Here is a 22,004-nt window from a genome sequence, read left to right on the forward strand (position 1 = left end):
GGGCTGCCGTTCCAGGCCGCCCCGGACGTCGGCGATCGCGCCCGGCCCTGCCGCAGCGTCCGCCCGTCAGGCGGATCACACGAGCAGCCTTGCCCGTCAGCAATGAAAACCATTATCGTCTGCCGGTCAACTCGCTATCGGAAGTGCAGGCCGTGACACGTCATCGCAACGCCCTCGCCGCCCTCCTCGTCGCCGCAGCAGTCCTGACGGGCTGCGGCAGCGCCGACCCCGCTCCCGCCACCACGCCGGACGTCCCTTCCGCGCCGCCCGTCGAGCCGGTCACGCACCGGCTCAGCGTCACCGACGTCAAGGGCGCCGCCGTCACGCTCAAGGCGAAGCCGGAGCGGATCGTCTGCCTCACGGGGTTGTGCGACGACGCCCTGGTCGAACTCGGCCTCACCCCCGCGGCGACGACCACACCCAAGCTCCTCACCCGCCCGGACTACCTCGGTGCCGCCGGTGCGGCGGTGCCGGCGCTGCCCGGCACCTTCGGCAACGAGGACGTCGCGTCGATCGCCGCCACGCGGGCCGATCTGGTCATCGGCCTGGCCGGCGTACACGACCAGCTGCGGCCCGCGATCGAGAAGTTCGCGCCGCTGTGGCTGGTGGAGGTGAAGACCTACGAGGACTCGGTGCGCTACCTGCGCGACATCGCCACGCTCACCGACCGGGGCGCGCAACAGGCGGGTGCGGAGCAGAGGTTCCGGGACCGGCTCGCCGCGGCCCGGGCCGCGGCCGACCAGCGCGGCCTGCGGAAGACGACCGCGCTGGCGATGTACGGGGGCACGTCGATCGGCGTGAACACCTCCGACGACCTGCTCGGTCACCTGCTCTCCCAGGTCTTCGACTACCCGTGGCCGAGCAAGGGCGGGGGCTTCGACACCGCCCAGGCGTACAGCGTGGAGGAGATCCTGACGCGGGACCCGGACATCGTGTTCATCCAGTCGTTCACCTTCGGCCCGGACGCCAGGACCGTCACCGCCCAGTACGCCGAGAACCCGGTGTGGAAGCGGATCACCGCGGTACGCGAGGGCCGCGCCCACGAGGTTCCCGCAGAACTGTGGGCGTCGGGCCGTGGCACCCGGGCGTTGGGCCTGATCCTCGACGAGGCGGTCGCCAAGGCCACGGCGTGACGGCGCCGGCAACGGCCACCGGCGCGGCGCTCACACCGGCCCGGACGGTTCCGCGGTGGCCGGCGGCGGTCGCGTTGCCGACCACCCTGGCGGCGGCGATCCTGCTGACCCTTGCTCTTGCCCTGCCTGCCGATGCCGAGGTCGCCCGGGTGGTGCTCTGGGAACTGCGGACGCCCCGGCTGCTGCTGGCGTTGCTCGGCGGGGCGGCGGTCGGGGTGGCCGGGCTGCTCATGCAGGCCGCGCTGCGCAATCCGCTGGCCGTACCCGAGCTGCTCGGCGTCTCCACCGGCGGCGCGCTCGCCGCCGCCGTGGTGGTGGTGTGGGCGCTTCCGGTTCCGGCGGCGGCGCAGCCCGTGGTGGCCCTGGCCGGGGCCCTCGGCGGCGGGGCGCTCTGCCTGGCCGCGGCCGGTACCGGCCGTGGTCCCGGTGCGGTCCTGCTCATCGGCGCGGCGATGTCGACCGCGTTGCAGGCGGTGCTGCTGGCGGTGATGGCCGCCGCCGACCGGCTCCAGTACGACACGCTCTTCCGTTACCTGGTGGGCAGCCTCACCGGGATCACCTGGGACCATGCCCGGCTCACTCTGCCGTGGCTGTTGCTCTGCGGGCCGCTGGTCGTGGCGGTCCTGCCCGCGCTCGGTGTGCTGCGCCTCGGCGACGAGGCGGCCGGCGCCCTCGGGTTGCACGTCGGGCGGGCACGCGTCGCGGTGCTCGGGCTCGCCGCCGTCCTGGTCGCCGTGGTCGTCGGCCCGTGCGGTCCGATCGCCTGGATCGGGTTCGTCGCCCCGCACGTGGCCCGGCGGGTACGCCCGGACGCGGACGCCCGGGCCCTGCTGCCCTGGGCGGCGGCGTTCGGCGCGCTGTTCACCACCGTCGCCGACCTGGCCGCCCGGCACGCGTTCGCACCGGCCGAGACCCCGTTGGGTGCGTGGACCGCCGCCGTCGGCATCCTGTCCGGCCTGGTCCTGCTCCGTCGTCGGGGCGCGTCGTGAGGTGGTGGTGGGCGGGTGCGGCGCTGATCGTCGCGACGGCCGCCGAACTCGCCGTCGGGCGGGGCATCGACTGGCCGCAGCTGGATCCGTTGGAACAGCGGATCCTCGTCGAGTTGCGGCTGCCCCGACTGGTCACCGCGCTGCTCGCGGGCACCGGGCTCGGCGCGGCCGGGCTGCTGTTGCAGGCGGTGCTGCGCAATCCGCTGGCCGCACCGGAGTTGGCCGGGGTCAATCCCGGTGCGGTGCTGGGGGTGCTCGGCGGCATCCAGCTCGGCCTGGTTCCGGCCGACTCGGCCGCCGGGGCGCTGGTCGCGGCGCTGCTCGGCGGGGCCGTCGGCGGCTCGCTGATGTGGGTGCTGGCCCGCGACGGCTCCCCGGCACAGGTCGCGGCGTACGGGCTGCTCGGCTCGGCGGCCCTGGCCGGGCTCACCACGCTGCTGCTGGCGTACCAACCGGGCCGGTTCGGCAACGCGCTGCGCTGGCTCGTCGGCTCCGTGGACGGGCGGGTCTGGGCGCATGTGTCCATCGCCTGGCCGTGGCTGGCCACGGCGCTGGTGCTGGCCTGGCTGTGCTCCGCCGGGCTGGGCATGCTGGCGGCCGGTGACGGGCATGCCGCCGCGCTCGGGCTGTCGCCTCGGCCGATACGTGCCCTGGGCCTGGCCCTGGCGGTGGCGCTGGCCGCCGGCGCGGTCGCGCTGGCCGGCGCGCTGGCCTTCGTCGGGCTGGTCGTCCCGCACGTCGCCCGCGCCCTCTGCGGAGCCGACCTGCGCCGGGCGCTGCCCGCCGCCGCCCTGCTCGGGGCCATCACGGTCGTCGGCGCGGACGCGGTGGCCCAGGCGCTGACCGTGCTGGTGCAGTCCGGGTCGGCGGGGCAGCGGCTCGGGGTGCCCGCCGGGGCGGTCACCGCCCTGCTCGGGGCGGCGGCGCTGGTCGTCGTCGCCCGTCGTTCCCCGCACGTGGAGGTGTCGTGACCGCACCGGTCTTCACCGTCGAGCAGGCCCGCTACCGCTACCGCGACCGGGTCGTGCTCGACGGGGTGTCGCTGACCGTCCGGGCCGGCGAGTCCGTCGCGCTCGTCGGGCGCAACGGCTGCGGCAAGTCCACCCTGCTGCGGCTGCTCACCGGTTCCGACCAGCCCGAGAGCGGCCGGGTGCTGCTGCACGGTCGCCCGGCGTACGGGCAGCGGCGGCGGGACGTCGCCCGGCAGGTGGCGGTCCTGCACCAGCAGTTGCCGCCGGTACCCGGGCTGACCGTCCGGCAGCTCGTCGCGCAGGGCCGCTACCCGCACCGGGGGCCACTGGGCATGCTCTGGCGGCCCGAGGACGCCGAGGCGACCGCCGCGCTCGCCGCGACCGGCGTGACCGGGCTGGCCGACCGGCAGGTCGACACGCTCAGCGGCGGAGAGCGGCAGCGGGTCCGGCTCGCGCTCGCCCTGGCCCAACGCACCCCGGTGCTGCTGCTGGACGAGCCGACCACCTTCCTCGACGTCCGCCACCAGTTGGAGGTGCTGTCGCTGGTACGCCGGCTGCACGCCGAGCGGGGTCTGACCGTGGTGACCGTGCTGCACGAGCTGGACCACGCCGCCCGGTTCACCGACCGTGTGGTGGCGCTCGCCGGCGGCCGCGTCGCCGCCGACGGGTCGCCGGCGGAGGTGGTCACGCCGGCGCTGCTCGCCGACGTGTTCGGCGTACGCGGGCGGGTGCTCGCCGACGCGCACACCGGCACGGTCCGCGCGCTGGCCGACGAGCCGTTGGCGGGCCGGTGATCGTCCACCGGGAACTGGTCCGGCTGGCCGGTGCCGTCACCGGACCGGTCGTCGGGTGCGCGGCGCTGGGCATGGCCGTGTCGGCCGCGTACGTCGGTCAGGCGCTGCTGGTCGCCGGCGCGCTGGCGGCGACGGCCCGGCGGGACCTCGCCGCCGCCACCACCCTGCTGGCCGGCGCGCTCGGGGTGATCGTGGTGCGGGCGGCGCTGCTCTGGTGCCGCGAGGTCGCCGGCGCCGCCGCCGGCGCCCGGATCCGGGCGCGGCTGCGCGACCGGCTGGTCGCCCGGCTCACCGAGCTGGGCCCGGCGTGGCTCGCCGGATCCCGCACCGGCCGCACCCAGGCCACCCTCGTCGACGGCGTGGAGGGGCTCGACGCCTACTACCGCCGGTACCTGCCGCAGGTGCTGGTCACCATCACCGTGCCGACCGCCCTGGTGGCCTGGCTCGCCACCGTGCAGCCGGTCGCCGCCACGCTGCTCGGCACGGCCGTGGTGCTGGTGCTGACCGTCCCCCGTGTCTGGGACGCCACCCTGCTACGTCGCGGGCGCGGCCGGTGGGCGGCGTTCACCGCGCTCGCCGCCGACTTCCTCGACACCCTCCAGGGCGCGGCGACGCTGCGCGCGTTCGGCGCGGTCGACCGGATGCGGGACCGGATCCTGGGACGCACCCACGACCTGCACACCACCACCATGGCGCAGCTGCGCCTGTCGCTGATCGAGAGCGGAGTCAGCGCCCTGCTGATCCAGGCCGGTCTCGCCGCCGCGGCCGTGGCCGCGGCGGTCGCCGCGTACGCCGGGCGGGCCGACGCGGCTGCCGTGTTCCTGGTGCTGCTCGTCTCGGTGGAGTGCTTCCGGCCCGTACGCGACCTGGGCGCGCACTGGCACGCCGGCTACCTCGGCGTCACCGCGGTCGACGGCCTGAGCGAGCTGCTCCACGCCCCGGCCGGCGTCGTGCACCGGGGAGAGGTGGACCGCCGGTTCGACCACGTACCGGCCGTGGTCTTCGACGCGGTCGGCCACCACTACTCCGGCCGGCCCGAACCGGCGCTACGGGACGTGACCCTGCGGCTGGGCCCCGGTGAGACCGTCGCGGTCGTCGGCCGCTCCGGCGCCGGCAAGTCCACCCTGGCCAACCTGCTGCTGCGGCACCTGGATCCGGACGCCGGTCGCATCACCGTCGACGGGACCGACCTGCGCGATCTCACTCGGGAGGCGCTGCGCCGCGCGGTCACCGTGGTCGCCCAGGAGACGTACCTGTTCCACGGTTCGGTGGCGGACAACCTGCGGTTGGCCCGCCCGGACGCCACCGACGCGGACCTGGTGGCCGCCGCCCGCGCCGCCGGCGCGCACGACTTCATCCGGGCGCTGCCGCAGGGGTACGCGAGCCAGGTCGGCGAACGCGGCGGGTCCCTCTCCGGTGGGCAACGGCAACGGCTGGCCATCGCCCGGGCGCTGCTCGCCGACACGCCGGTGCTCATCCTCGACGAGGCGACCTCCGCCGTCGACGTACGGCAGGAGACCGAGATCCTCGACGCCCTGGCCACGGCCGCCAGGGGGAAGACCTGCCTGATCATCGCCCACCGGCTCGACGCGGTGCGGCACGCCGACCGGATCGTGCTGCTGGAACGCGGCCGGGTCGTCGCCACGGGCCGCCACGAGCACCTGCTGGCGTCCTGCCCCGCGTACGCCGACCTGGTCGCCGCGCAGGAGGCGGCCGGATGACCGCGCCGGACCGGCCGACCGACGGTCGACGTGCCGGGGCGCTGCGCCGGCTGCTGCCGGCGATCGCCGGGCATCCCCGCGCGTTCCGGGGCACCCTGGCGGCGAATCTCCTCGGGCAGCTCGCCGGGCTGGCCGCGGCGGTGCTCGGCGCCACCCTGGTGGGTCGGGCCGTGGCAGGGGTCCCCACCCCGGTCGGTGTGGTCACGGCGGTCCTCGGCGCGTTGGTCGCGATCGTCACCGTGGCGACCTGGTGGGAGATGTACGTCTCCCACGACCTCGCCTACCGCATCCTCGCCGACCTGCGCACCCGGGTCTACGACGCCATCACCCGGATCGCCCCCGGCGGCCTCGGCGGACGTCGCTCCGGCGACCTGGCGACCGTCGCGCTGTCCGACATCGAGACCCTGGAGTGGCTGTTCGCGCACACCATCGCGCAACTGCTCACCGCCACCGTCGTCCTCACCGCGGGCACCGCGCTGGCGGCCTGGATCGACCCCTGGCTACCCGCCGTGGTGCTGCCCGCCGCGGCTCTGATCGCAGTGACCCCCTGGCTGCTGCGCCGGCACGCCGACCGGCACGGCGCCCAGGTTCGCGTCGCCACCGCCGAACTGACCGCCGACATCGTCGACACCGTGCACGGCCTGCGCGAGCTGACCGTCTTCGGAGCGCTGGAGCGGCGCCGCGCCCACCTCGCCGCCCGTACCCGGCGGCTCGGGCGGGTCCAGCGGCGCAACGCCGCCCGCGCCGGCCTGGAGACCGCGCTGATCGACGCGCTGGTCGCCGCCGCCGGCATCGGCGCGGTGCTGGTGGTTCTCGACGGCGTACGCGCGGGGCGGCTCGACGTCGCCGCCGGCCCGGTGGCGCTGGTCCTCGCCGGGGCGGTCCTCGGCCCGGCCAGTCAGCTGGCCCTCCTGCTCAAGGAGGCCGGCACCCTGCGCGCCGCAGCCGACCGGATCGACGCCCTGCTCCAGGCACCCTCGCCGGTCCCGGCACCGGCTCGACCCGTACCCGCACCCACGAGCGGCGACGTGGTCTTCGACGACGTGCACTTCGGGTACCTGCCGGACCGGCCGGTGCTGCGGGGCGTGTCGTTCACCGTTCGGCCCGGTGAGACGGTCGCGCTGGTGGGCGCCTCCGGGGTGGGCAAGTCCACGTGTGCGCACCTGCTGCTGCGCCACCACGACCCGAGCGCCGGACAGATCACCGTCGGCGGCGTGGACCTGCGCGACCTCGGCGACGCCGACCTGCGGCGCACGGTCACCGTGGTGCCGCAGGACGTCCACCTGTTCCCCGGCTCGATCGCCGACAACATCCGGTTGGGCCGACCGGACGCCACCGACACGGAGGTTCGTGCCGCAGCCGGCGCCGCCCAGCTCACACCGTTCCTCGACGCGCTACCGGCCGGTCCGGACACGCCGGCCGGCGAGCGGGGGGCGGCACTGTCCGGCGGTCAACGGGCCCGGGTCGCCGTCGCCCGGGCCCTGATCACCGGCGCACGGGTGCTCGTCCTCGACGAGGCCGCCGCCAACCTGGACGCCGCGACCGAGGCGGACCTGGCCGCCGCCCTGGAGTCCACCGGAGACGGCCGGGCCACCCTGGTGATCGCCCACCGCCTCGCCACCATCATGCGCGCCGACCGGGTCGTCGTCCTCGACGGCGGGCGGGTCGTCGCCGACGACGCCCCTGAGCAGCTTCGCAGCCGGGGAGCACTCGCCGCTGCGGTCCGGGGCGGGGGAGGCTGAGCCGTAGCTCAGACGGTGCCAGTCAGCGGGCCTTCTTCGCCGCCCGCTTGCGGGGTGGCGTCAACAGGTCCGCGATCGCGGCGATCGCGGACGGCACCAGGCGGTAGTACGCCCAGACGCCACGCTTCTCACGCTCGAGCAGACCGGCCTCGGTGAGGATCCGAAGGTGGTGACTCACGGTGGGCTGGGAGAGACCGAGCGGCGCGGTGAGGTCGGTCACGGACGCCTCGCCCTCCGGCGACGACTGGATCAGGCTGAGCAGTCGCAGGCGGGCCGGGTCGGCGAACGCCTTCAGCACTCCCGCGAGCCGCTCGGCATCGGCACGCTTGATCGGCTCGCCGGCAAGGGGCGACATGGCAGGCGTCGTAGTCTTCGCAGTTCCCACGTCTTGCATCGTTGCAGCAACACCACCCATAGGCCGGTCAAACGAGGGCTGGATCACGACAAGTTCCCTGGGAGGCGAACAACAAGGGTCGCGGCGCGGCGGCTCCCCCGGGTGCACAAGGTACGGCCAGCCGGAGAGCGGACGGCGTCGTCAGCAGCAGGTCATCAGGTACGACTGGAGCTCGGCCAGCGCCGCGACTGCGCCGTCGCGGTCGGCCCGGTAGTACACGGTCTTGCCTTCGCGGCGCGAGGTGACCACGCGCCCCCGGCGCAGCAGGGTCAACTGCTGCGACGCCGTGGCCTGACTGATGCCCGCAAGCTCGGCCACCTCCCCGACCGACAGCTCGGCGCCCCGCGCGAACAGCATCATGATCCGCTGTCGCGTCGGGCTACCCAGTGCCTTCAGGAACTCCTGGGTGTCCGAACCCAACCCGGTCGGCCCGGCGCTTCGCGCCTCGGCTGCGGGTGTCGAGTGGTCCATGGCTCCACCCTCCCGCACTGTCATCATATTGTCATTCAACGAAATGACAATATGATGACGAGGTGAGCGCCTCCTCGGAACCTGTGATCATCGTGGGCGGCGGCCAGTCCGGCCTCGCCGCCGCTCGTGCCGCCCTGTCCGCACGTCTGCGCCCGGTCGTACTCGAAGCGGGGGAGGAGCCGGTCGGCTCGTGGCCGGACTACTACGACAGCCTCACCCTGTTCTCCCCGGCGCGCTACAGCGCACTGCCCGGCAGGGCGTTCGACGAGAGGGATCCGGACCGCTACCCGACGCGCGGCGAGGTCGTCTGCTACCTGCGCCGCTACGCCCGCGACATCGATGCCGACATCCGTACCGGCGTCGGTGTCACCGCCGTGCGGCAACGCCCGGGCGGCGGCTACCTGGTGCACACCCGCGCTGGTGACGAGATCGCGGCGGCGGGCGTGGTCGCCGCCAGCGGCTCCTTCGCAAACCCGCACCTGCCGGAGCTGCCCGGCCGCGTCGACTACACCGGCGAGGTGCGGCACGTCGCGCACTACCGGCGGCCCGAGCCTTATGCCGGCAAGCGGGTCGTCGTGGTCGGCGCCGGCAACTCCGCCGTCCAGGTCGCCCACGAACTGGCACCGCTCGCGAGGGTCACGCTGGCGACCCGGGCGCCGGTCCGGTTCGTGCCCCAGCGCATCCGCGGCCGGGACCTGCATCACTGGCTCCACGTCACGGGGGCGGACCGCCTTCCGCGCCCGGCGCTCACCCGCCTGGTCCGTCACGCCGCCGTGCTCGACACCGGCGCATACCGCGACGCCATCGCCTCCGGCCTGCTCCCCCGGCGGGACATGTTCACCGCCTTCACCCCCGACGGCGTCCGCTGGCCCGACGGCGCAACCGAGCCGGTCGACGCGGTCATCTTCGCGACCGGCTACCGCCCGAACCTCGGCTATCTCGCCACGCTCGGAGCCCTCACGCCCAACGGCACGCCCCGGCAGATCAGCGGGGTCTCCACCACCCATCCCGGGCTGGTCTACCTGGGGTTGGAGTTTCAACGGTCGTTCTCGTCGAACACCCTGCGCGGCGTCGGCCGCGACGCCGCGTACGTCGTCGCCGCCGTGGCCGAGGGCCTGCGCGGTGCGGGGCGCCGACCGTGGCTCAAGCGTCGGCGGCCGGTTCGACGGTGAGCAGTGCGGCGAGTTGGCGCAGGATGGCGGGCCGGGCCCGGTAGTACACCCAGGTGCCCCGCCGCTCGGCATCGACGAGGCCCGCCTCGCGCAGCGTCCTGAGGTGATGCGAGATGGTCGGCCCGGTCAGGTCGAACGCGGGGGTCAGGTCACAGACACAGGCCTCCCCGCCCTCGGCCGAAGCGATCATCGACACCAACTGCAGGCGCACCGGATCACCGAGCGCCTTGAACGCCGGCGCGAGGACAGCGGCGGTCTCGGCCGGCACCCGGCGCTGCGCCAGCGGTGGGCAGCACGGCGTGTCGGCGGTGAGGTCGATGACGGGAAGCGACGCCGGCTGCTTTGACATTCCTCTAGGTTGACAGACGTCTAATCAGCGTGCAACTCTCTGATTCGACAAACGTCGAGACAGGCGCCACGGAAGAGGGATCCTCATGCCCGGCACGGCTCGGCGGTCGGCGGGAGTGCGGCTCTGCGACCCCTGCGCCGGCCGCCTCCGCACCCGCTACACTTCATCGTCAATCGGCGATAGACGATAGAAGGAGGCGGACGGGTGTGGACGAGCTACTCGAACGGGCGACCGCACAGCGATACGCGTCGTGGTTCCGGGCTCTCGCGGACCCGACCAGGGTGCAGATCGTCGAGTACCTCGCCCGCCACGCCAGGCCGATGAGCGTGGGAGAGATCGTCGCCGCCGTCGGCCTGGCCCAGTCCACCGTCTCCCAGCACCTGAAGATCCTCACCGAGGTGCGGTTCGTCCTCGTCGACCCGGTCGGCACGGCCCGGCACTACCGCATCAACGACGCCTGCGTCGGCTGCTTCCCCTCCGCCGCCGACGTCGTCATGGGCCGACCCGCTCCTCACCCGAACGGAGCCTGCTGATGACCGACATCACCGTCCGCCCCATGGCGGCAGGCGACGCCGAGCGGGTCCTCACCATCTACCAGGCGGGCCTCGACGACGGACAGGCCAGCTTCGAGACCGACGCACCCACCTGGGCGAGGTTCGACGCCGCGAAGCTGCCCGCGCACCGCTTCGTGGCCGTCGACGGCGACGACCTCCTCGGCTGGATCGCCGTCTCGCCCACCTCGACGCGCGCCGTCTACGCCGGCGTGGTGGAGCACTCCGTGTACGTCGACCCCGCCGCCCAGGGCCGAGGCGCCGGGCGGCTGCTCCTCGATGCGGTGATCGCCTCCACCGAAGCCGCCGGCATCTGGACCATCCAGTCCGGCGTCTTCCCCGAGAACGCCGCCAGCCTCGCCCTGCACCGGCGGGCCGGCTTCCGGATCGTCGGCACCCGCGAACGCGTCGGGCGCCACCATGGCCGATGGCGCGACGTCGTCCTGCTCGAACGACGCAGCCCCGCCATCACCTGACCAACCCCAGCCCGGGCAGAGCGCCCGTCCGCCCAACTGATTCGACAGTCTTCAAGACAGAGGAGTTACCTGATGAGCACGCTGACCGAACTGCCCGTCGTGGTGATCGGCGCCGGCCCGGTCGGTCTGGCCGCCGCCGCGCACCTGTACGAACGCGGCATCGCCTTCACCGTCCTCGAAGCCGGCGACACCCCGGGCGCGGCGGTGCGACAGTGGGGGCACGTGCGGGTGTTCTCCCCATGGCGGTACAACATCGATCCGGCCGCCCGCCGGCTCCTCGACGACGCGGGCTGGGTCGCCCCCGACATCGAGGCCCTGCCCACCGGCGCCGAACTCGTCACCGCCTACCTCCAGCCCCTCGCGGAGCTGCCGGCTCTCAAGCCGCACCTGCGCTACGGCACCCGAGTCGAGGCGATCAGCCGACTGGGCCTGGACCGGCTGCGCACCGCCGGCCGCGACACCACCCCGTTCCTCGTCCGCCTCGCCGACGGCGAGGAGGTCCTGGCCCGGGCGGTCGTCGACGCCTCCGGCACCTGGGGCACCCCGAACGTCCTCGGTGCCTCCGGTCTGCCCGCCCGCGGCGAGCGCGACGCGGCCAGGTACCTGGAGCACGCGCTGCCGGACGTCCTCGGCGCCGACCGGGACCGGTTCGCGGGCCGGCACACCCTCGTCGTCGGCGCCGGTCACTCCGCCGCGAACACCCTGCTGTCCCTCGCCGATCTGGCCGCCGAACAGCCGGGCACCGAGGTGACCTGGGCGATCCGATCCTCCTCGCCGGCGCGCACCTACGGCGGCGGGGACGCAGATGCCCTGCCGGCGCGCGGCGCGCTCGGCTCGCGGCTGCGCACGCACGTCGACGCCGGCCGCATCCGGCTGCTCACCGGTTTCTCCGTGCACGCCCTCACCCCGACCGACGACCGCGTCACCGTGCTCGTCCGGCACGCCGACGGCAGCGAGGAACCGGTCACCGTGGACCGCGTCGTCGCGGCCACCGGCTTCCGCCCCGACCACTCCATCGCCGCCGAACTGCGGCTCGACCTCGACCCGGTCATGGGCGCCACCCGCGCCCTCGCCCCACTGATCGACCCGAACGAGCACTCCTGCGGCACCGTCCCCCCGCACGGCGTGGACGAACTGTCCCACCCCGAGCCCGGCTACTACGCCGTCGGCATGAAGAGCTACGGCCGGGCCCCCACCTTCCTCATGGCCACCGGCTACGAGCAGGTCCGCTCCGTCGTCGCCGCCCTCGCCGGTGACTGGCGGGCAGCCCGCGACGTCCAGCTCGACCTGCCCGAAACCGGCGTATGCAACAGCAACCCCGACGACTCGGCGACCAGCGACAGCTGCTGTGGGCCAGCCCGGGACGCCGAGCCGGCGGGACGAGGGCTGGCCACCGGCGTCTCCGGTGGGCTACTGGCCGCACCGTTGCAACTGGTCACCCTCGACGCCGCACCCGCTGGCGGTCAGGCTGGCGGCTGCTGCGGCAGCTGATGCCCGCCACCACGACAGTGCCCGCCGGCCCCACGGTCGGCGGGCACCACGCCCATGGCTGGCGGATCGTCGCCGCTCTCGCCGTCACCTCGACCGTCGGCTACGGCGTCCTCTACTACGCCTACGCGGTCCTGCTGGCCCCGATGGCCTCCACCCTCGGCGTCTCCACCACCGCCGTCACCGGCGCGCTGACCGCCTCCGTCCTCGCCGGCGCCCTCACGGCCATCCCCGTCGGCCGGTGGCTCGACCACCACGGCGGACGTGCGCTCATGACCGCTGGTTCGCTCGCCGCGACCGCCCTGCTCGTGGCCTGGTCGCAGGTCCACACCATCAGCCAGCTCTACGCCGTCATGACCGGCATCGGGATCACGAGCGCGATGGTCCTCTACGAACCCGCCTTCGCCGTCATCGTCTCCTGGTTCACCCCTGACCGACGCACCACGGCGCTGCTGGCGGTGACGGTCGTGGCCGGGTTCGCCAGCACCATCTTCATGCCCCTGACCGGCCTGCTCGAGGCACACCTCGGCTGGCGCGACACGCTGCTCGTACTCGCCGCCATCCACGGCCTGCTCACCGTGCCCCTGCACGCGCTCGCCGTCCGCCGTGCGCCGACAGCGACGACGGCACCCGCCAGCACCACGCGCACCGGGCACGCCCAGCGGCGCGCGGTCGCCACCGCCGCGATGCGCGACGCCCGGTTCTGGATCCTCGCCGGCAGCCTCGTCGCCCACGGCGCCGCCACCAGCACCATGACCGTGCACCTCATCGGCTACCTCGTCAGCCGTGGACACCCCACCACCTTCGCCGCCACCGCCGTCGGCCTACTCGGCGTCCTGTCCGTCACCGGCAGGCTCGTCCTCACCGCCGCCCGCCGACACCTGCGGGTCACCACCATCGTCGCCGCCGTCTTCGCCATCCAGGCCGCCGCCGTCCTCGCGATGCCCCTGTTCGCCGACACCCGCACCGGCGCCACCGCGACCGTCGTCGGCTTCGGACTCGGCTTCGGCATCACCAGCCTCGCCACTCCCGCCCTGCTCGCCGACCGGTACGGCACCACCGCCTACGCCACCATCGCCGGGCGACTCACCGCCCCCGTCACCATCGCCAGAGCCGCCGCGCCCCTCGCCGCGGCCACCCTCCTACACACCGCCGCGGGGTACGTGCCGCTACTCGCCGCCATCGCTGGATGCTGCGCCATCGCCGCCATCGGCATGCTCGCCCGCGCCACCACCACACCACCCGCCCCGGCCGGCTGAGACGGAAACCGCGCGACACCGGCTCGCCACCCGCCAGCCCGGGCCTCAGCCGCGTTCCCGCCATCGGCTCCCTCGCCTGGGCACGGCCATGGACAGGTCAGCGACACGTCGAGACGGTGGCGGACGTGTCCGTTCGGGTGAGCCGCCGTCGTGGTGCGCGCAGAACGGAACCGCGTCGGGCAACTCAGAAGGTGCGCACCTTCGTCCGAGCGTTCAGGATCAAGGTCCTGGGATCGGGGGAGTCGCGACCGACCGCGTCCCGGGTGGCGACGACCGGCAGCACGCCGGGGATTCGCCGTCGGGACGTGCGGGTCGCAGTCCTCGCGAGGCCATGACACGACCGGGTGCCCGGGTGTGTCCATGGTCGGCGCCGCCGCGACGTGCCCGCCGACGAAGTCCGGTCCATGGGACTCACCACCCGGGGTTCGGGCCGTCGATGCCCAGCTCATCCGCTCCGCCCGAGGTCGTCCAGCCCGTTCGACCGTCACTGACATGACACAGTTGAGGAGGACAGCTCGCCCGTGAAGGGAATCGTCCTGGCCGGAGGATCCGGTACGCGGCTCTATCCGTTGACCATCCCGGTGTCCAAGCAGCTGCTGCCCATCAGCGACAAGCCGATGATCTACTATCCGCTCTCGGTCCTCATGCTCGCCGGCATCAGGGAGATCCTGATCATCGGCAAGGCCGCCGACCTGCCGCAGTTCCGGACCCTGCTCAAGGACGGCTCCCACCTCGGCCTGGACCTCACCTACGTCGCGCAGCCGGAGCCGCGCGGGATCGCCGAGGCGTTCCTGCTCGGCGCCGACCACATCGGCGACGACCAGTGCGCCCTGGTCCTGGGCGACAACATCTTCCACGGCACCGCCTTCTCGAAGCTGCTCCGCGACGAGGTCCGGGACCTGCGGGGTTGCACGCTCTTCGGCTACTCCGTCAAGGATCCGGAACGCCACGGCGTGGGCGTGACCGACGAGCACGGCAAGCTGGTCGACATCGAGGAGAAGCCGTCCCGGCCGCACTCCAACCGCGCGATCACCGGCCTGTACCTCTACGACAACGACGTGGTCGACATCGCCAAGAACCTGCGCCCGTCGGCCCGGGGGGAACTGGAGATCACCGACGTCAACCGGGCGTACGTCGCGGCGGGCCGGGCCAAGCTCATCGACCTCGGCCGCGGCTTCGCCTGGCTGGACGCCGGGACGCCGGAGGCGATGCTCCAGGCCAGCCAGTACGTGCGGACGCTGGAGGAGCGGCAGGGCGTACGCATCGCCTGCATCGAGGAGACGGCGCTGCGGATGGGCTACATCGACGCGCAGACGTGCTACCGGCTGGGCACGGGAATGTCGGGCTCGAACTACGGTCGGTACGTGATGGACATCGCCGAGGAGTTCGGGGCGTTGGTGTGACCAGGATGCTCGTCACCGGCGGAGCCGGTTTCATCGGTACGAACTTCGTGCGACACACCCTGGAGCACCACCCGGGCTACCGCATCAAGGTGCTCGACAAGCTGACCTACGCCGGTCACCGGTCCGTCGCCGAGGACGTGGAGTTCGTGCACGGCGACGTCTGCGACGCGGAACTGGTCGAGCGGCTGGTGGCCGACAGCGACATCGTGGTCCACTTCGCGGCCGAGTCGCACGTCGACAACTCGCTGCGGGACGCCGACGCGTTCGTGCACAGCAACATCATCGGGACGTACGCGCTGCTCCAGGCGGTGCGCCGGCACGACGTACGGCTGCACCACATCTCCACCGACGAGGTCTTCGGCGACCTGCCGCTGGAGGGCTCGGAGCTGTTCCACGAGGGGACGCCCTACAACCCGTCGAGCCCGTACGCGGCCACCAAGGCGGCCTCGGACATGCTGGTCCGGGCGTGGGTGCGTTCGTACGGGGTGGCGGCGACGTTGTCGAACTGCGCCAACAACTACGGCCCCTACCAGCACGTGGAGAAGTTCATCCCCCGGCAGGTCACCAACATCATCGAGGGCCGGCGGCCCCGGTTGTACGGCCAGGGGGTCAACGTCCGCGAGTGGACGCACGTCGACGACCACAACCGGGCCCTGCACCTGATCCTGGACCGGGGCCGGATCGGCGAGACGTACCTGATCGGCTCGGGCGACACCCGCACCAACCGGGAGGTCGTCGAACTGGTGAACCAGCTCATGGGGAGGGATCCGGGCGACTTCGAGCACGTCCGGGACCGGGCCGGGCACGACCTGCGGTACGCCAACGACAGCACGAAGCTGCGCAGTGAGCTCGGGTGGGCCCCGGAGTACGCGGACTTCCGGGCCGGTCTGGCGGCGACCATCGACTGGTACCGGTCGAACCGGGACTGGTGGCAGGAGGACAAGATCTCCACCGAGGCGGGTTACGCACTCGTGGATCAGTAGAACCGCACCACCGACCAGGCGGGCGCCGATTCCCGTGGCGCTCTTTCGCTCCGATCACCCCCCGGCGGACGCGTAAGGGCTACGGGCACACATCGGCGCCCGCCTCTTGTCGCAAACGCGACACATTTCAGTCGCCGCCAGCTCTCCGCATCGGGGTGCCGACCGCCGCCCGTCCGGAAGACGGTCCGCGCCCTCTTCGGCGCGCCGGCGGATCCCCCTTTCTGCCGCGCGCAGCGGAGGGCCGTAACAACAATTACAGGGCCCCGTGAATGGTCTGCCTTCCGCTCCGCCCCGGAGTCGCACGCTCCACCCTTCGCGCCGGCCATCGGTCCCCACCTCGGATGATCCGCCGTTCCTCGCGCCGCGTGCCGCTCCCCGCCGATCCTCCGCGAGGACGCCCCGACGCACGTGATACAAAGACAACCTCCGATGTCAGGGCGCCTTTGGCGACGCTCGGGCGCCCTCGTCCTGGGCGTACGCAGAGCGGACGAACCGTACTAATGGGACAACTCTCCCATAGTCTACAGATCCACCATAGGCAGGCTATGGCTCAAATGCCATAAAGCCCTATGAATCATCGCGAGGCGGGCGGTAATCGCACGGAAATAGTCCGCCTGAGTCTGATATGCGGACCAGTCATTCGACTACTTTCCGCAACGTTGACCGCCACTTTCCGTTGACATAGCATCGAGTTGGCCCATTGAGGCGCGGACATTGTTTTCGCAACTCGGCAATTGGCAACCAGTCACCCGACCGCACTCGCGCATGGCGAGGCGGGCCTTTCATGACCAAAATCCAAATCATTACCAACGACAGGGTCTCTCGCAACGGTAGCGTCAGGGACCTGTTCGCCGACATTTCCTCTCGTTGGGGGCATGATGGAAGATCACGTCAGAACAGCGATCCAGCGCGTCATCGAGAAAATGCACAGCGATGTGGGTGAGCAGTTCACCGTGGACGAAATGGCACGCACGGCCGGGTTCAGCAAGTTCCATTTCTGCCGGGTCTTCCACCGGATGACCGGGGTCTCCCCCGGGCGCTTCCTCTCCGCGCTGCGCCTGCAACGGACGAAGTACCTGCTCGTCTCCACCTCGTTGAGCGTCACCGAGATCAGTCACCTGGTCGGCTACACCAGCGTCGGCACGTTCAGCACCCGCTTCAGCAGCAGCGTCGGCACCTCACCCACCAACTACCGCCGGCTCGGCGGGGTGCTGCCCCGGCCCCGTACCGACCAGTGCACGCCCCCGCCCGCCGGCACGGGCCCGGCGCTGCGCGGCGAGGTGCGCACGCCGCCGGGCACCAGTCCGCACTGGATCTTCCTGGGGCTCTTCCCGAGCCGGATCCAACAGGGCGAGCCGGTGCGCTCGGTCTTCCTGCCGGGTCCGGGACCGTTCGTCCTCGACCAGGTGCCGGCCGGCGAGTGGTACCTGATGGCGCACGCGGTCGACCCGGGCGCCGGCACGCCCCCGGCCGCGGACGCGCCCCGCGACCTGCTCGTCGGCGCCCACGGGCCGGTCGTGGTCCAGCGCGGCGCCCCGCCCCGGCCCGTGGACCTCGTCCTCCGTCCGCGCGAGGCCTTCGACCCACCGGTGGTGCACGCCGTCGCCGACGCTCCCCCGGGCGAGGGGCTCCTCGACGCGCGGGCCGGCGGGCCGACCGTCGAGCCGTACGGCCCGGTGGGCGACCACGCCCGGTGCGAGGGCGCCGGTCGCTCGCTGGTGGTCTCCGCGCGGCCACGTCGCATGACCGACGGCGTACGGCCCAGCCGGCCCACCCCGACCCGGGCCCCGGGGCCGTCCCGGCCGGGACGGAACACCCGGCCGTACCTTCCGTGGCCACCGCCGCGACCCGAAGGGCCGACGCAGCAGTCCACCGACGAGGTGGACGGCGGCGACCGCGGCAAACAGTGAGGCTCACGGCCCGGCCGAGGTCCCGTCGGCCGGGCCGTGCCACCCCTACGTGTCGACCCGGTCGGCCTTGACCGGGGCCGCGGCGACCCGCTCCCGGGCAGGTGCCGCAGGCGTACGCGCCGACGGGGCCGGCATGTCCCGCGACAGCCAGAGCACCCGGGCGAGCAGCCGGAGCCGCCACAGTTCCCGGGGACGGTCGATCAGGCCGGCGAACCGCATGTACGCCCGGGTGACCTCCGGATCCTTCGTGCTGGCGTACTGCACCCGGCGCAGGTAGGCGTTGTAGATCCGGGTACGCAGGGGACGGGGCGCCACCACCCCCGGGAAGTCCAGGTCGCCCCGCGTCGAGATCTGCCAGGGGTCGATCATGAGTCGGGCCACGTCCCGCAGGAAGGGGCGCGGGTCGGCGGCGACGTCGCGGGCCAGGTGCCGCCGCAGGGCGGTGATCTGCATCGCCGCCGCCGTCATCCCCTGCCCGTAGACCGGGTTGAAGCTGCACACCGCGTCACCGAGTACGACCAGGCCGGCGGGGAACCGGGACAGCCGCTCGTAGTGCCGCCAGACGCTGGCGGGGAACGTGAACGACATCGGGGCGCTGGTCGGCTCGGCGTGCTCGACCGCCTGGTAGATGTCGGGCACCGGCAGCGACCGGACGTACTCCTGGTAGCCGTCCGGATCGGTCGGCGGGTGGTCGCCGAGGATCCCGGTCAGTGACAGCCGGACGTCCCCGGTGGCGGTCTGGCCGAAGAAGGCGCCCCGGGGATGGGCCGGCGAGGCCACCGGGTTGATCGCCATCGGGCCGTCGAACGTGCCGGGCGCCCGGCGGTAGGTGCGGGTGGTGTAGGCCAGGCCGATCGTCATCCGTTCCTCGGCCGGGCGCTCGTACCCCAGCTCGGCCAGCCACACCGGCAGGCGGGAACCCCGGCCGGTGGCGTCCACCACCAGGTCCGCCCCGACCTCGAACGCCTGCTTGCCCTCCCCCCGCTCCACCAGCCGTACGCCGGTGACCCGGCTCCGGTCGGGCGAGGAGAGCAGCCCGAGCAGTTCCGTGGACTGCCGGTAGGTGACGTTCGGCAGCTCCGCCACCCGCGTACGCAGGTAGTTCTCCAGGACCGGGCGGTTGCCGGCGATCGACAGCAGGCCGGTCTCCGTGCGGTACATCGGCCGGCCGTCGAAGTACCACCGCATCAGACCGAAGTCGCGCACCGGCAGACCGAGTTCCCGCGCGTCCTCCAGCAGGTTCGGAAACAGCTCCGCGAGGATGCCGTACCCCCGGGCGTGCAGGCCGTGCGCGTGCACGGCGTGCGAGGCGCCGCGCCGTGGGCCGACCGCGCCGAGCACCTCGTCCCGGTCCACCACCACGACCTCGCGGTACCACTCGGACAACACGCGGGCGGCCAGGGTGCCCGCGATGCTCCCGCCCGCCACCACGGCCCGCTCGCCGATCAGCCGGGGGGTCGGTGCCGCCGGCGGCCGTCCCCGGATCGCGGCCAGCAACCGACCGACCAGCCCGCCGTCCCGGTCGCCCGTGCCTGCTCCAACTTGGTCGCCCATCGCTCCGATGCCTCCTGTGGGGTCGCCCGGTTCGCGAGGGTGGACGTGGTCGCGTCCACCGTCGCGGCGCCGAGCCGCAGCAGGGCCACCGAATCGCCCGTGCGCACCGCCCGTGTCGTGAGGCTCGGCCGTGTGCTGCTCATGCAACCACCGGGCGTCCGGCCGGATCTTCCTCCAACGTGCCCAATCCCCGCCGCCCCGCGCGACCGGCACACCCCAGCGCATTCTCGAAGGTGAATCCGGTGTCGGCCTCGGACCATCGTCATACCGGCGGTCGCAGTCACCGCCCCCGCCGTCGGGTGGGCTGCGAGATGAGGACGGACAGATGCCCCAGTTGACTCACAACGAGGACGGTTCCACCACTCTGAGCGTCAACTCCAACGAGTTGAAGGCACTGCGGGACCTCGTCATCGACCGCGTACCGGAGCTGAAGCGGGTGCGGGAGATCGCCGACAACCCGGACGTCCGGACGACCCTGCGGTTCGTGAAGTCCGTCATCAGCTGACCGCACGACACCACGTGCGGTCGGTCGCCTGTGCGCCTCGCCCGCCCGACTGGAAGGACGATGACGTGAGCGTCATGACGAGGGACGTACGCCGCAGCGGGGGTGCGGGCACCGGCGGCGACCGGTCGCCGGCGATCTTCGGCATCCGGGGCCTGGCCGCGCTGGCCCTGTTGACCGTCCACGTGGCCATGTTCTCGGGGCTGCTGGGCACCAAGGCGTTCGGTACGCCACGCCCGCCGAGCAACTGGCTCGGCGCGTTCTTCGTCAGCGGGCTGCCCTCGTTCATCGGGGTGTTCTTCGTCCTGCCCGCGCTGTTCCTGTACCTGCCCCTGGCCAAGGCGATCATCGCCGGCACCGAGCGTCCCCCGCAGGGCCGCAACGTCGTACGCCGGCTGATGCGGCTGCTGCCCGCGTACTACGCCATGTACCTGGTGGTGCTGGTCCTGCTCAACCGGGACGCGGTCGACGGACTCTGGTACGTCCTGCGGCCGATCCTGCTGCTCCAGATCTACTCGCCCACCCCGTTCGCACCGAACTTCATCAACGGGATGGAGGTCAGCTGGACCGTGCCCAGCATGGTCCAGTGGTACCTGGCGCTGCCGCTGATCGCCGCGGCCACCCACCGGTTCGCGGCCAAGGGCGCCACGCCGGTGAGCCGGGCCCGGCGGCTGCTGCTCCCGGTGCCGGTGCTCATCGGCGTCGGGGTCGGCTGGCTGTTCCTGGTCAAGGGCAACGGCTGGGACAACCGGATGGTGTTCTGGTGGCCGCAGGGCTTCGCGCCCACCATCGGTATCGGCATCGCGCTGGCCGTCCTGCTGGCGTTGTCCAAGGTGTCGCCCGCCGACACCCCCCGGCTGCTCCGCGCGGCGGCGGCCCGTCCCCACCTGTTCTGGTTCGGCGCGCTGCTGGTCTACCTGGTCAACTGCGCCCGCCCGTTCAGCGTGATCGGCATGGACGCGATCTACTCGACCAGCGGCCTGTTCATGACGTACGTGATGGTCGCGCTCTTCGGGCTGCTGGCGTCGCTGCCGCTGATCTCGCCGGGCGCGGCGCCCTACCGGCCGGTCCACGCGGTGCTGACCGCCCGGCCGATCGTCCACCTCGGGCGGGTCTCCTACGGCGTGTACCTGTGGCACTTCGCCGTGATGCACTTCTACCTGCAACCCGGCAACATCCTGCGCGGCGAGGTGCGCCCCATCCGGGAGCTGTACGGCCAGGCCGGGTTCTGGGAACTGGAACTGGTCACCCTCGGCGGCGCGGTGCTCCTCGCCTCGCTCAGCTACTACCTGCTCGAACAGCCGCTGGCCGCGCGGGTCGACCGGCTCCTCGGGCGGGGGACGGCACGCCCGCGCGCGCTGCCCCGTGCTCCGCTGGTCGCGACGCCCGCCGCCGTGGTGCTCAGCGGGGACGAGGCCGCCACCACCGTGGCCACGGTGGTGGCCGACCGGGACGCCATCCAGGCCAACCTCGTCGACCTCGAGCGCGGCTTCGAGCGGCAGCCGCTCGTCGGGACGGAACTGACCGGTGGAAGCCGGCAGAGCAGGGACCGGGCGCGGGCCGATCTGGCCCGGCTGTGGGAGATCTTCAACGCCTACTCGGCGGTCGTCGACGAGGTGGCCCGCCCGCTGGCCGTCGACCGTGGGCCGACCGCCGCCGACCTGGACCGGATCAGCGCCCTGCTGAGTCAGGCGTCGATCCTGGTCGAGGGAACGCCGCCGCCGCTGGCCCAGCGTCACATCACCGAGGACGGCCGGGTCCGGTTGACGGTCGCGGCGGCGGTCGAGCAGATGAACGAGCTGTTCCACCGGACCGCCGTGCTGGTCGCCGCGGCCCAGGCGGTCCGGACGACCGTCGTGCCCCGGCTGGAGCAGCTCGACGCCGACCTGGTCCCGGCGGGGCGTCTCGTCGCGGACCACGGCGACGAATCGCTCGCCGCCACCCTCGCCGGGGTGCGGGACGACCTCCGGCGGCTGCACGACACGTTCCGCACCGACCCGCTGGCCCGCTGGCAGGACGGCGAGGTCACCACCGCCGACCTCGACGAGCTGCGGGACCGGATCGCGGCGGTGGTGGATCGCGCCCGCGCGCGGACCCCCGAGGCGCAGGACGCCTCCAGCTGACCGCCAGCCGACCGGCTGG

Annotated in this window: 20 protein-coding genes; 16 read left to right on the forward strand and 4 right to left on the reverse strand. The window is 73.0% G+C overall.

From position 1 onward, the window contains the following. The first annotated feature begins 152 nt into the window (after positions 1–152). The 6 genes from AC5L34_RS05035 to cydC are packed head-to-tail and all read left to right on the forward strand — an operon-like array spanning position 153 to position 7,350. The gene (locus AC5L34_RS05035) at positions 153–1,133 is read left to right on the forward strand and encodes an ABC transporter substrate-binding protein (protein WP_441173660.1); all 981 of its coding nucleotides are present in this window, start codon (positions 153–155) and stop codon (positions 1,131–1,133) included. Next, the gene (locus AC5L34_RS05040) at positions 1,130–2,122 is read left to right on the forward strand and encodes a FecCD family ABC transporter permease (RefSeq protein ID WP_494823901.1); all 993 of its coding nucleotides are present in this window, start codon (positions 1,130–1,132) and stop codon (positions 2,120–2,122) included. Before AC5L34_RS05035 ends, AC5L34_RS05040 begins: the two co-directional genes overlap by 4 nt. Beyond that, entirely contained in the window at positions 2,119–3,093 is a 975-nt protein-coding gene (locus AC5L34_RS05045) for a FecCD family ABC transporter permease (protein ID WP_494823903.1), read from the forward strand. Before AC5L34_RS05040 ends, AC5L34_RS05045 begins: the two co-directional genes overlap by 4 nt. Then, a complete protein-coding gene (locus AC5L34_RS05050; protein ID WP_494823905.1) occupies positions 3,090–3,887 on the forward strand; it encodes an ABC transporter ATP-binding protein in 798 nt (265 codons plus the stop codon). The genes AC5L34_RS05045 and AC5L34_RS05050 overlap by 4 nt, the downstream gene beginning before the upstream one ends. Next, positions 3,884–5,608: an ABC transporter ATP-binding protein/permease gene (locus tag AC5L34_RS05055; protein WP_494823907.1), complete on the forward strand. Its 1,725-nt coding sequence runs from the start codon at positions 3,884–3,886 to the stop codon at positions 5,606–5,608. The genes AC5L34_RS05050 and AC5L34_RS05055 overlap by 4 nt, the downstream gene beginning before the upstream one ends. Next, on the forward strand, positions 5,605–7,350 hold the full coding sequence (gene cydC, locus AC5L34_RS05060; RefSeq protein ID WP_441173665.1) for a thiol reductant ABC exporter subunit CydC: 1,746 nt from the start codon (positions 5,605–5,607) through the stop codon (positions 7,348–7,350). Before AC5L34_RS05055 ends, cydC begins: the two co-directional genes overlap by 4 nt. Positions 7,351–7,372: 22 nt before the next feature. Here the strand turns inward: cydC and AC5L34_RS05065 are convergent, their stop codons facing one another. Both AC5L34_RS05065 and AC5L34_RS05070 read right to left on the reverse strand, forming a co-directional pair. Continuing rightward, a complete protein-coding gene (locus AC5L34_RS05065) occupies positions 7,373–7,744 on the reverse strand; it encodes an ArsR/SmtB family transcription factor (protein WP_441174073.1) in 372 nt (123 codons plus the stop codon). A 141-nt stretch (positions 7,745–7,885) separates the two neighbouring features. Further along, positions 7,886–8,215 carry an ArsR/SmtB family transcription factor gene (locus tag AC5L34_RS05070; protein ID WP_363892475.1) on the reverse strand — a complete coding sequence of 110 codons (330 nt, stop codon included), beginning with the start codon at positions 8,213–8,215 and terminating at the stop codon, positions 7,886–7,888. A 62-nt stretch (positions 8,216–8,277) separates the two neighbouring features. Between AC5L34_RS05070 and AC5L34_RS05075 the strand changes: the two genes are divergently transcribed. Continuing rightward, positions 8,278–9,387 (forward strand): flavin-containing monooxygenase, encoded by a 1,110-nt coding sequence (locus AC5L34_RS05075; RefSeq protein ID WP_441173667.1) that lies wholly within the window; start codon positions 8,278–8,280, stop codon positions 9,385–9,387. Here the strand turns inward: AC5L34_RS05075 and AC5L34_RS05080 are convergent. Next, the gene (locus AC5L34_RS05080) at positions 9,359–9,736 is read right to left on the reverse strand and encodes an ArsR/SmtB family transcription factor (RefSeq protein ID WP_441173668.1); all 378 of its coding nucleotides are present in this window, start codon (positions 9,734–9,736) and stop codon (positions 9,359–9,361) included. The two genes, AC5L34_RS05075 and AC5L34_RS05080, sit on opposite strands and share 29 nt — an antisense overlap. 206 nt (positions 9,737–9,942) lie before the next feature. Here AC5L34_RS05080 and AC5L34_RS05085 point away from each other — a divergent pair, with 206 nt between their 5' ends. The 7 genes from AC5L34_RS05085 (at position 9,943) to AC5L34_RS05115 (ending at position 17,806) form a co-directional block, all read left to right on the forward strand. Continuing rightward, the gene (locus AC5L34_RS05085) at positions 9,943–10,269 is read left to right on the forward strand and encodes an ArsR/SmtB family transcription factor (protein ID WP_089003757.1); all 327 of its coding nucleotides are present in this window, start codon (positions 9,943–9,945) and stop codon (positions 10,267–10,269) included. After that, positions 10,269–10,763, forward strand: coding sequence for a GNAT family N-acetyltransferase (locus AC5L34_RS05090; RefSeq protein WP_494823910.1), 495 nt, complete (start codon positions 10,269–10,271; stop codon positions 10,761–10,763). Before AC5L34_RS05085 ends, AC5L34_RS05090 begins: the two co-directional genes overlap by 1 nt. A gap of 72 nt (positions 10,764–10,835) precedes the next feature. Then, the gene (locus AC5L34_RS05095) at positions 10,836–12,254 is read left to right on the forward strand and encodes an FAD-dependent oxidoreductase (protein ID WP_494823912.1); all 1,419 of its coding nucleotides are present in this window, start codon (positions 10,836–10,838) and stop codon (positions 12,252–12,254) included. Continuing rightward, on the forward strand, positions 12,254–13,510 hold the full coding sequence (locus tag AC5L34_RS05100) for an MFS transporter (protein ID WP_494823914.1): 1,257 nt from the start codon (positions 12,254–12,256) through the stop codon (positions 13,508–13,510). Before AC5L34_RS05095 ends, AC5L34_RS05100 begins: the two co-directional genes overlap by 1 nt. 521 nt (positions 13,511–14,031) lie before the next feature. Then, a complete protein-coding gene (rfbA, locus tag AC5L34_RS05105; RefSeq protein WP_441173672.1) occupies positions 14,032–14,913 on the forward strand; it encodes a glucose-1-phosphate thymidylyltransferase RfbA in 882 nt (293 codons plus the stop codon). A 5-nt stretch (positions 14,914–14,918) separates the two neighbouring features. Further along, on the forward strand, positions 14,919–15,896 hold the full coding sequence (gene rfbB / locus AC5L34_RS05110) for a dTDP-glucose 4,6-dehydratase (protein WP_494824190.1): 978 nt from the start codon (positions 14,919–14,921) through the stop codon (positions 15,894–15,896). Positions 15,897–16,819: 923 nt separating this feature from the next. Then, positions 16,820–17,806, forward strand: a complete 987-nt coding sequence (locus AC5L34_RS05115) for a helix-turn-helix domain-containing protein (RefSeq protein ID WP_494823916.1) — start codon at positions 16,820–16,822, stop codon at positions 17,804–17,806. 45 nt (positions 17,807–17,851) lie between these two features. Here AC5L34_RS05115 and AC5L34_RS05120 read toward each other — a convergent pair whose 3' ends face one another. Then, positions 17,852–19,360, reverse strand: a complete 1,509-nt coding sequence (locus AC5L34_RS05120; protein WP_494823918.1) for an FAD-dependent oxidoreductase — start codon at positions 19,358–19,360, stop codon at positions 17,852–17,854. 325 nt (positions 19,361–19,685) lie between these two features. Between AC5L34_RS05120 and AC5L34_RS05125 the strand changes: the two genes are divergently transcribed. Then, on the forward strand, positions 19,686–19,865 hold the full coding sequence (locus AC5L34_RS05125; protein WP_357716943.1) for a hypothetical protein: 180 nt from the start codon (positions 19,686–19,688) through the stop codon (positions 19,863–19,865). Between the two features lie 74 nt (positions 19,866–19,939). After that, entirely contained in the window at positions 19,940–21,985 is a 2,046-nt protein-coding gene (locus tag AC5L34_RS05130) for an acyltransferase family protein (protein ID WP_494824192.1), read from the forward strand. The last annotated feature ends 19 nt before the right edge of the window (positions 21,986–22,004 follow it).

Source organism: Micromonospora sp. ZG13, from assembly GCF_059359355.1.

Coding starts and splice junctions, on each gene's coding strand:
- AC5L34_RS05130 (WP_494824192.1), top strand. CDS start 19,940: ATGACGAGGGACGTACGCCGCAGCGGGGGTGCGGGCACCGGCGGCGAC.
- AC5L34_RS05095 (WP_494823912.1), top strand. CDS start 10,836: ATGAGCACGCTGACCGAACTGCCCGTCGTGGTGATCGGCGCCGGCCCG.
- cydC (WP_441173665.1), top strand. CDS start 5,605: ATGACCGCGCCGGACCGGCCGACCGACGGTCGACGTGCCGGGGCGCTG.
- rfbB (WP_494824190.1), top strand. CDS start 14,919: ATGCTCGTCACCGGCGGAGCCGGTTTCATCGGTACGAACTTCGTGCGA.
- AC5L34_RS05080 (WP_441173668.1), bottom strand. CDS start 9,736: ATGTCAAAGCAGCCGGCGTCGCTTCCCGTCATCGACCTCACCGCCGAC.
- AC5L34_RS05120 (WP_494823918.1), bottom strand. CDS start 19,360: ATGGGCGACCAAGTTGGAGCAGGCACGGGCGACCGGGACGGCGGGCTG.
- AC5L34_RS05090 (WP_494823910.1), top strand. CDS start 10,269: ATGACCGACATCACCGTCCGCCCCATGGCGGCAGGCGACGCCGAGCGG.
- AC5L34_RS05070 (WP_363892475.1), bottom strand. CDS start 8,215: ATGGACCACTCGACACCCGCAGCCGAGGCGCGAAGCGCCGGGCCGACC.
- AC5L34_RS05125 (WP_357716943.1), top strand. CDS start 19,686: ATGCCCCAGTTGACTCACAACGAGGACGGTTCCACCACTCTGAGCGTC.
- AC5L34_RS05065 (WP_441174073.1), bottom strand. CDS start 7,744: ATGCAAGACGTGGGAACTGCGAAGACTACGACGCCTGCCATGTCGCCC.
- AC5L34_RS05100 (WP_494823914.1), top strand. CDS start 12,254: ATGCCCGCCACCACGACAGTGCCCGCCGGCCCCACGGTCGGCGGGCAC.
- AC5L34_RS05115 (WP_494823916.1), top strand. CDS start 16,820: ATGCACAGCGATGTGGGTGAGCAGTTCACCGTGGACGAAATGGCACGC.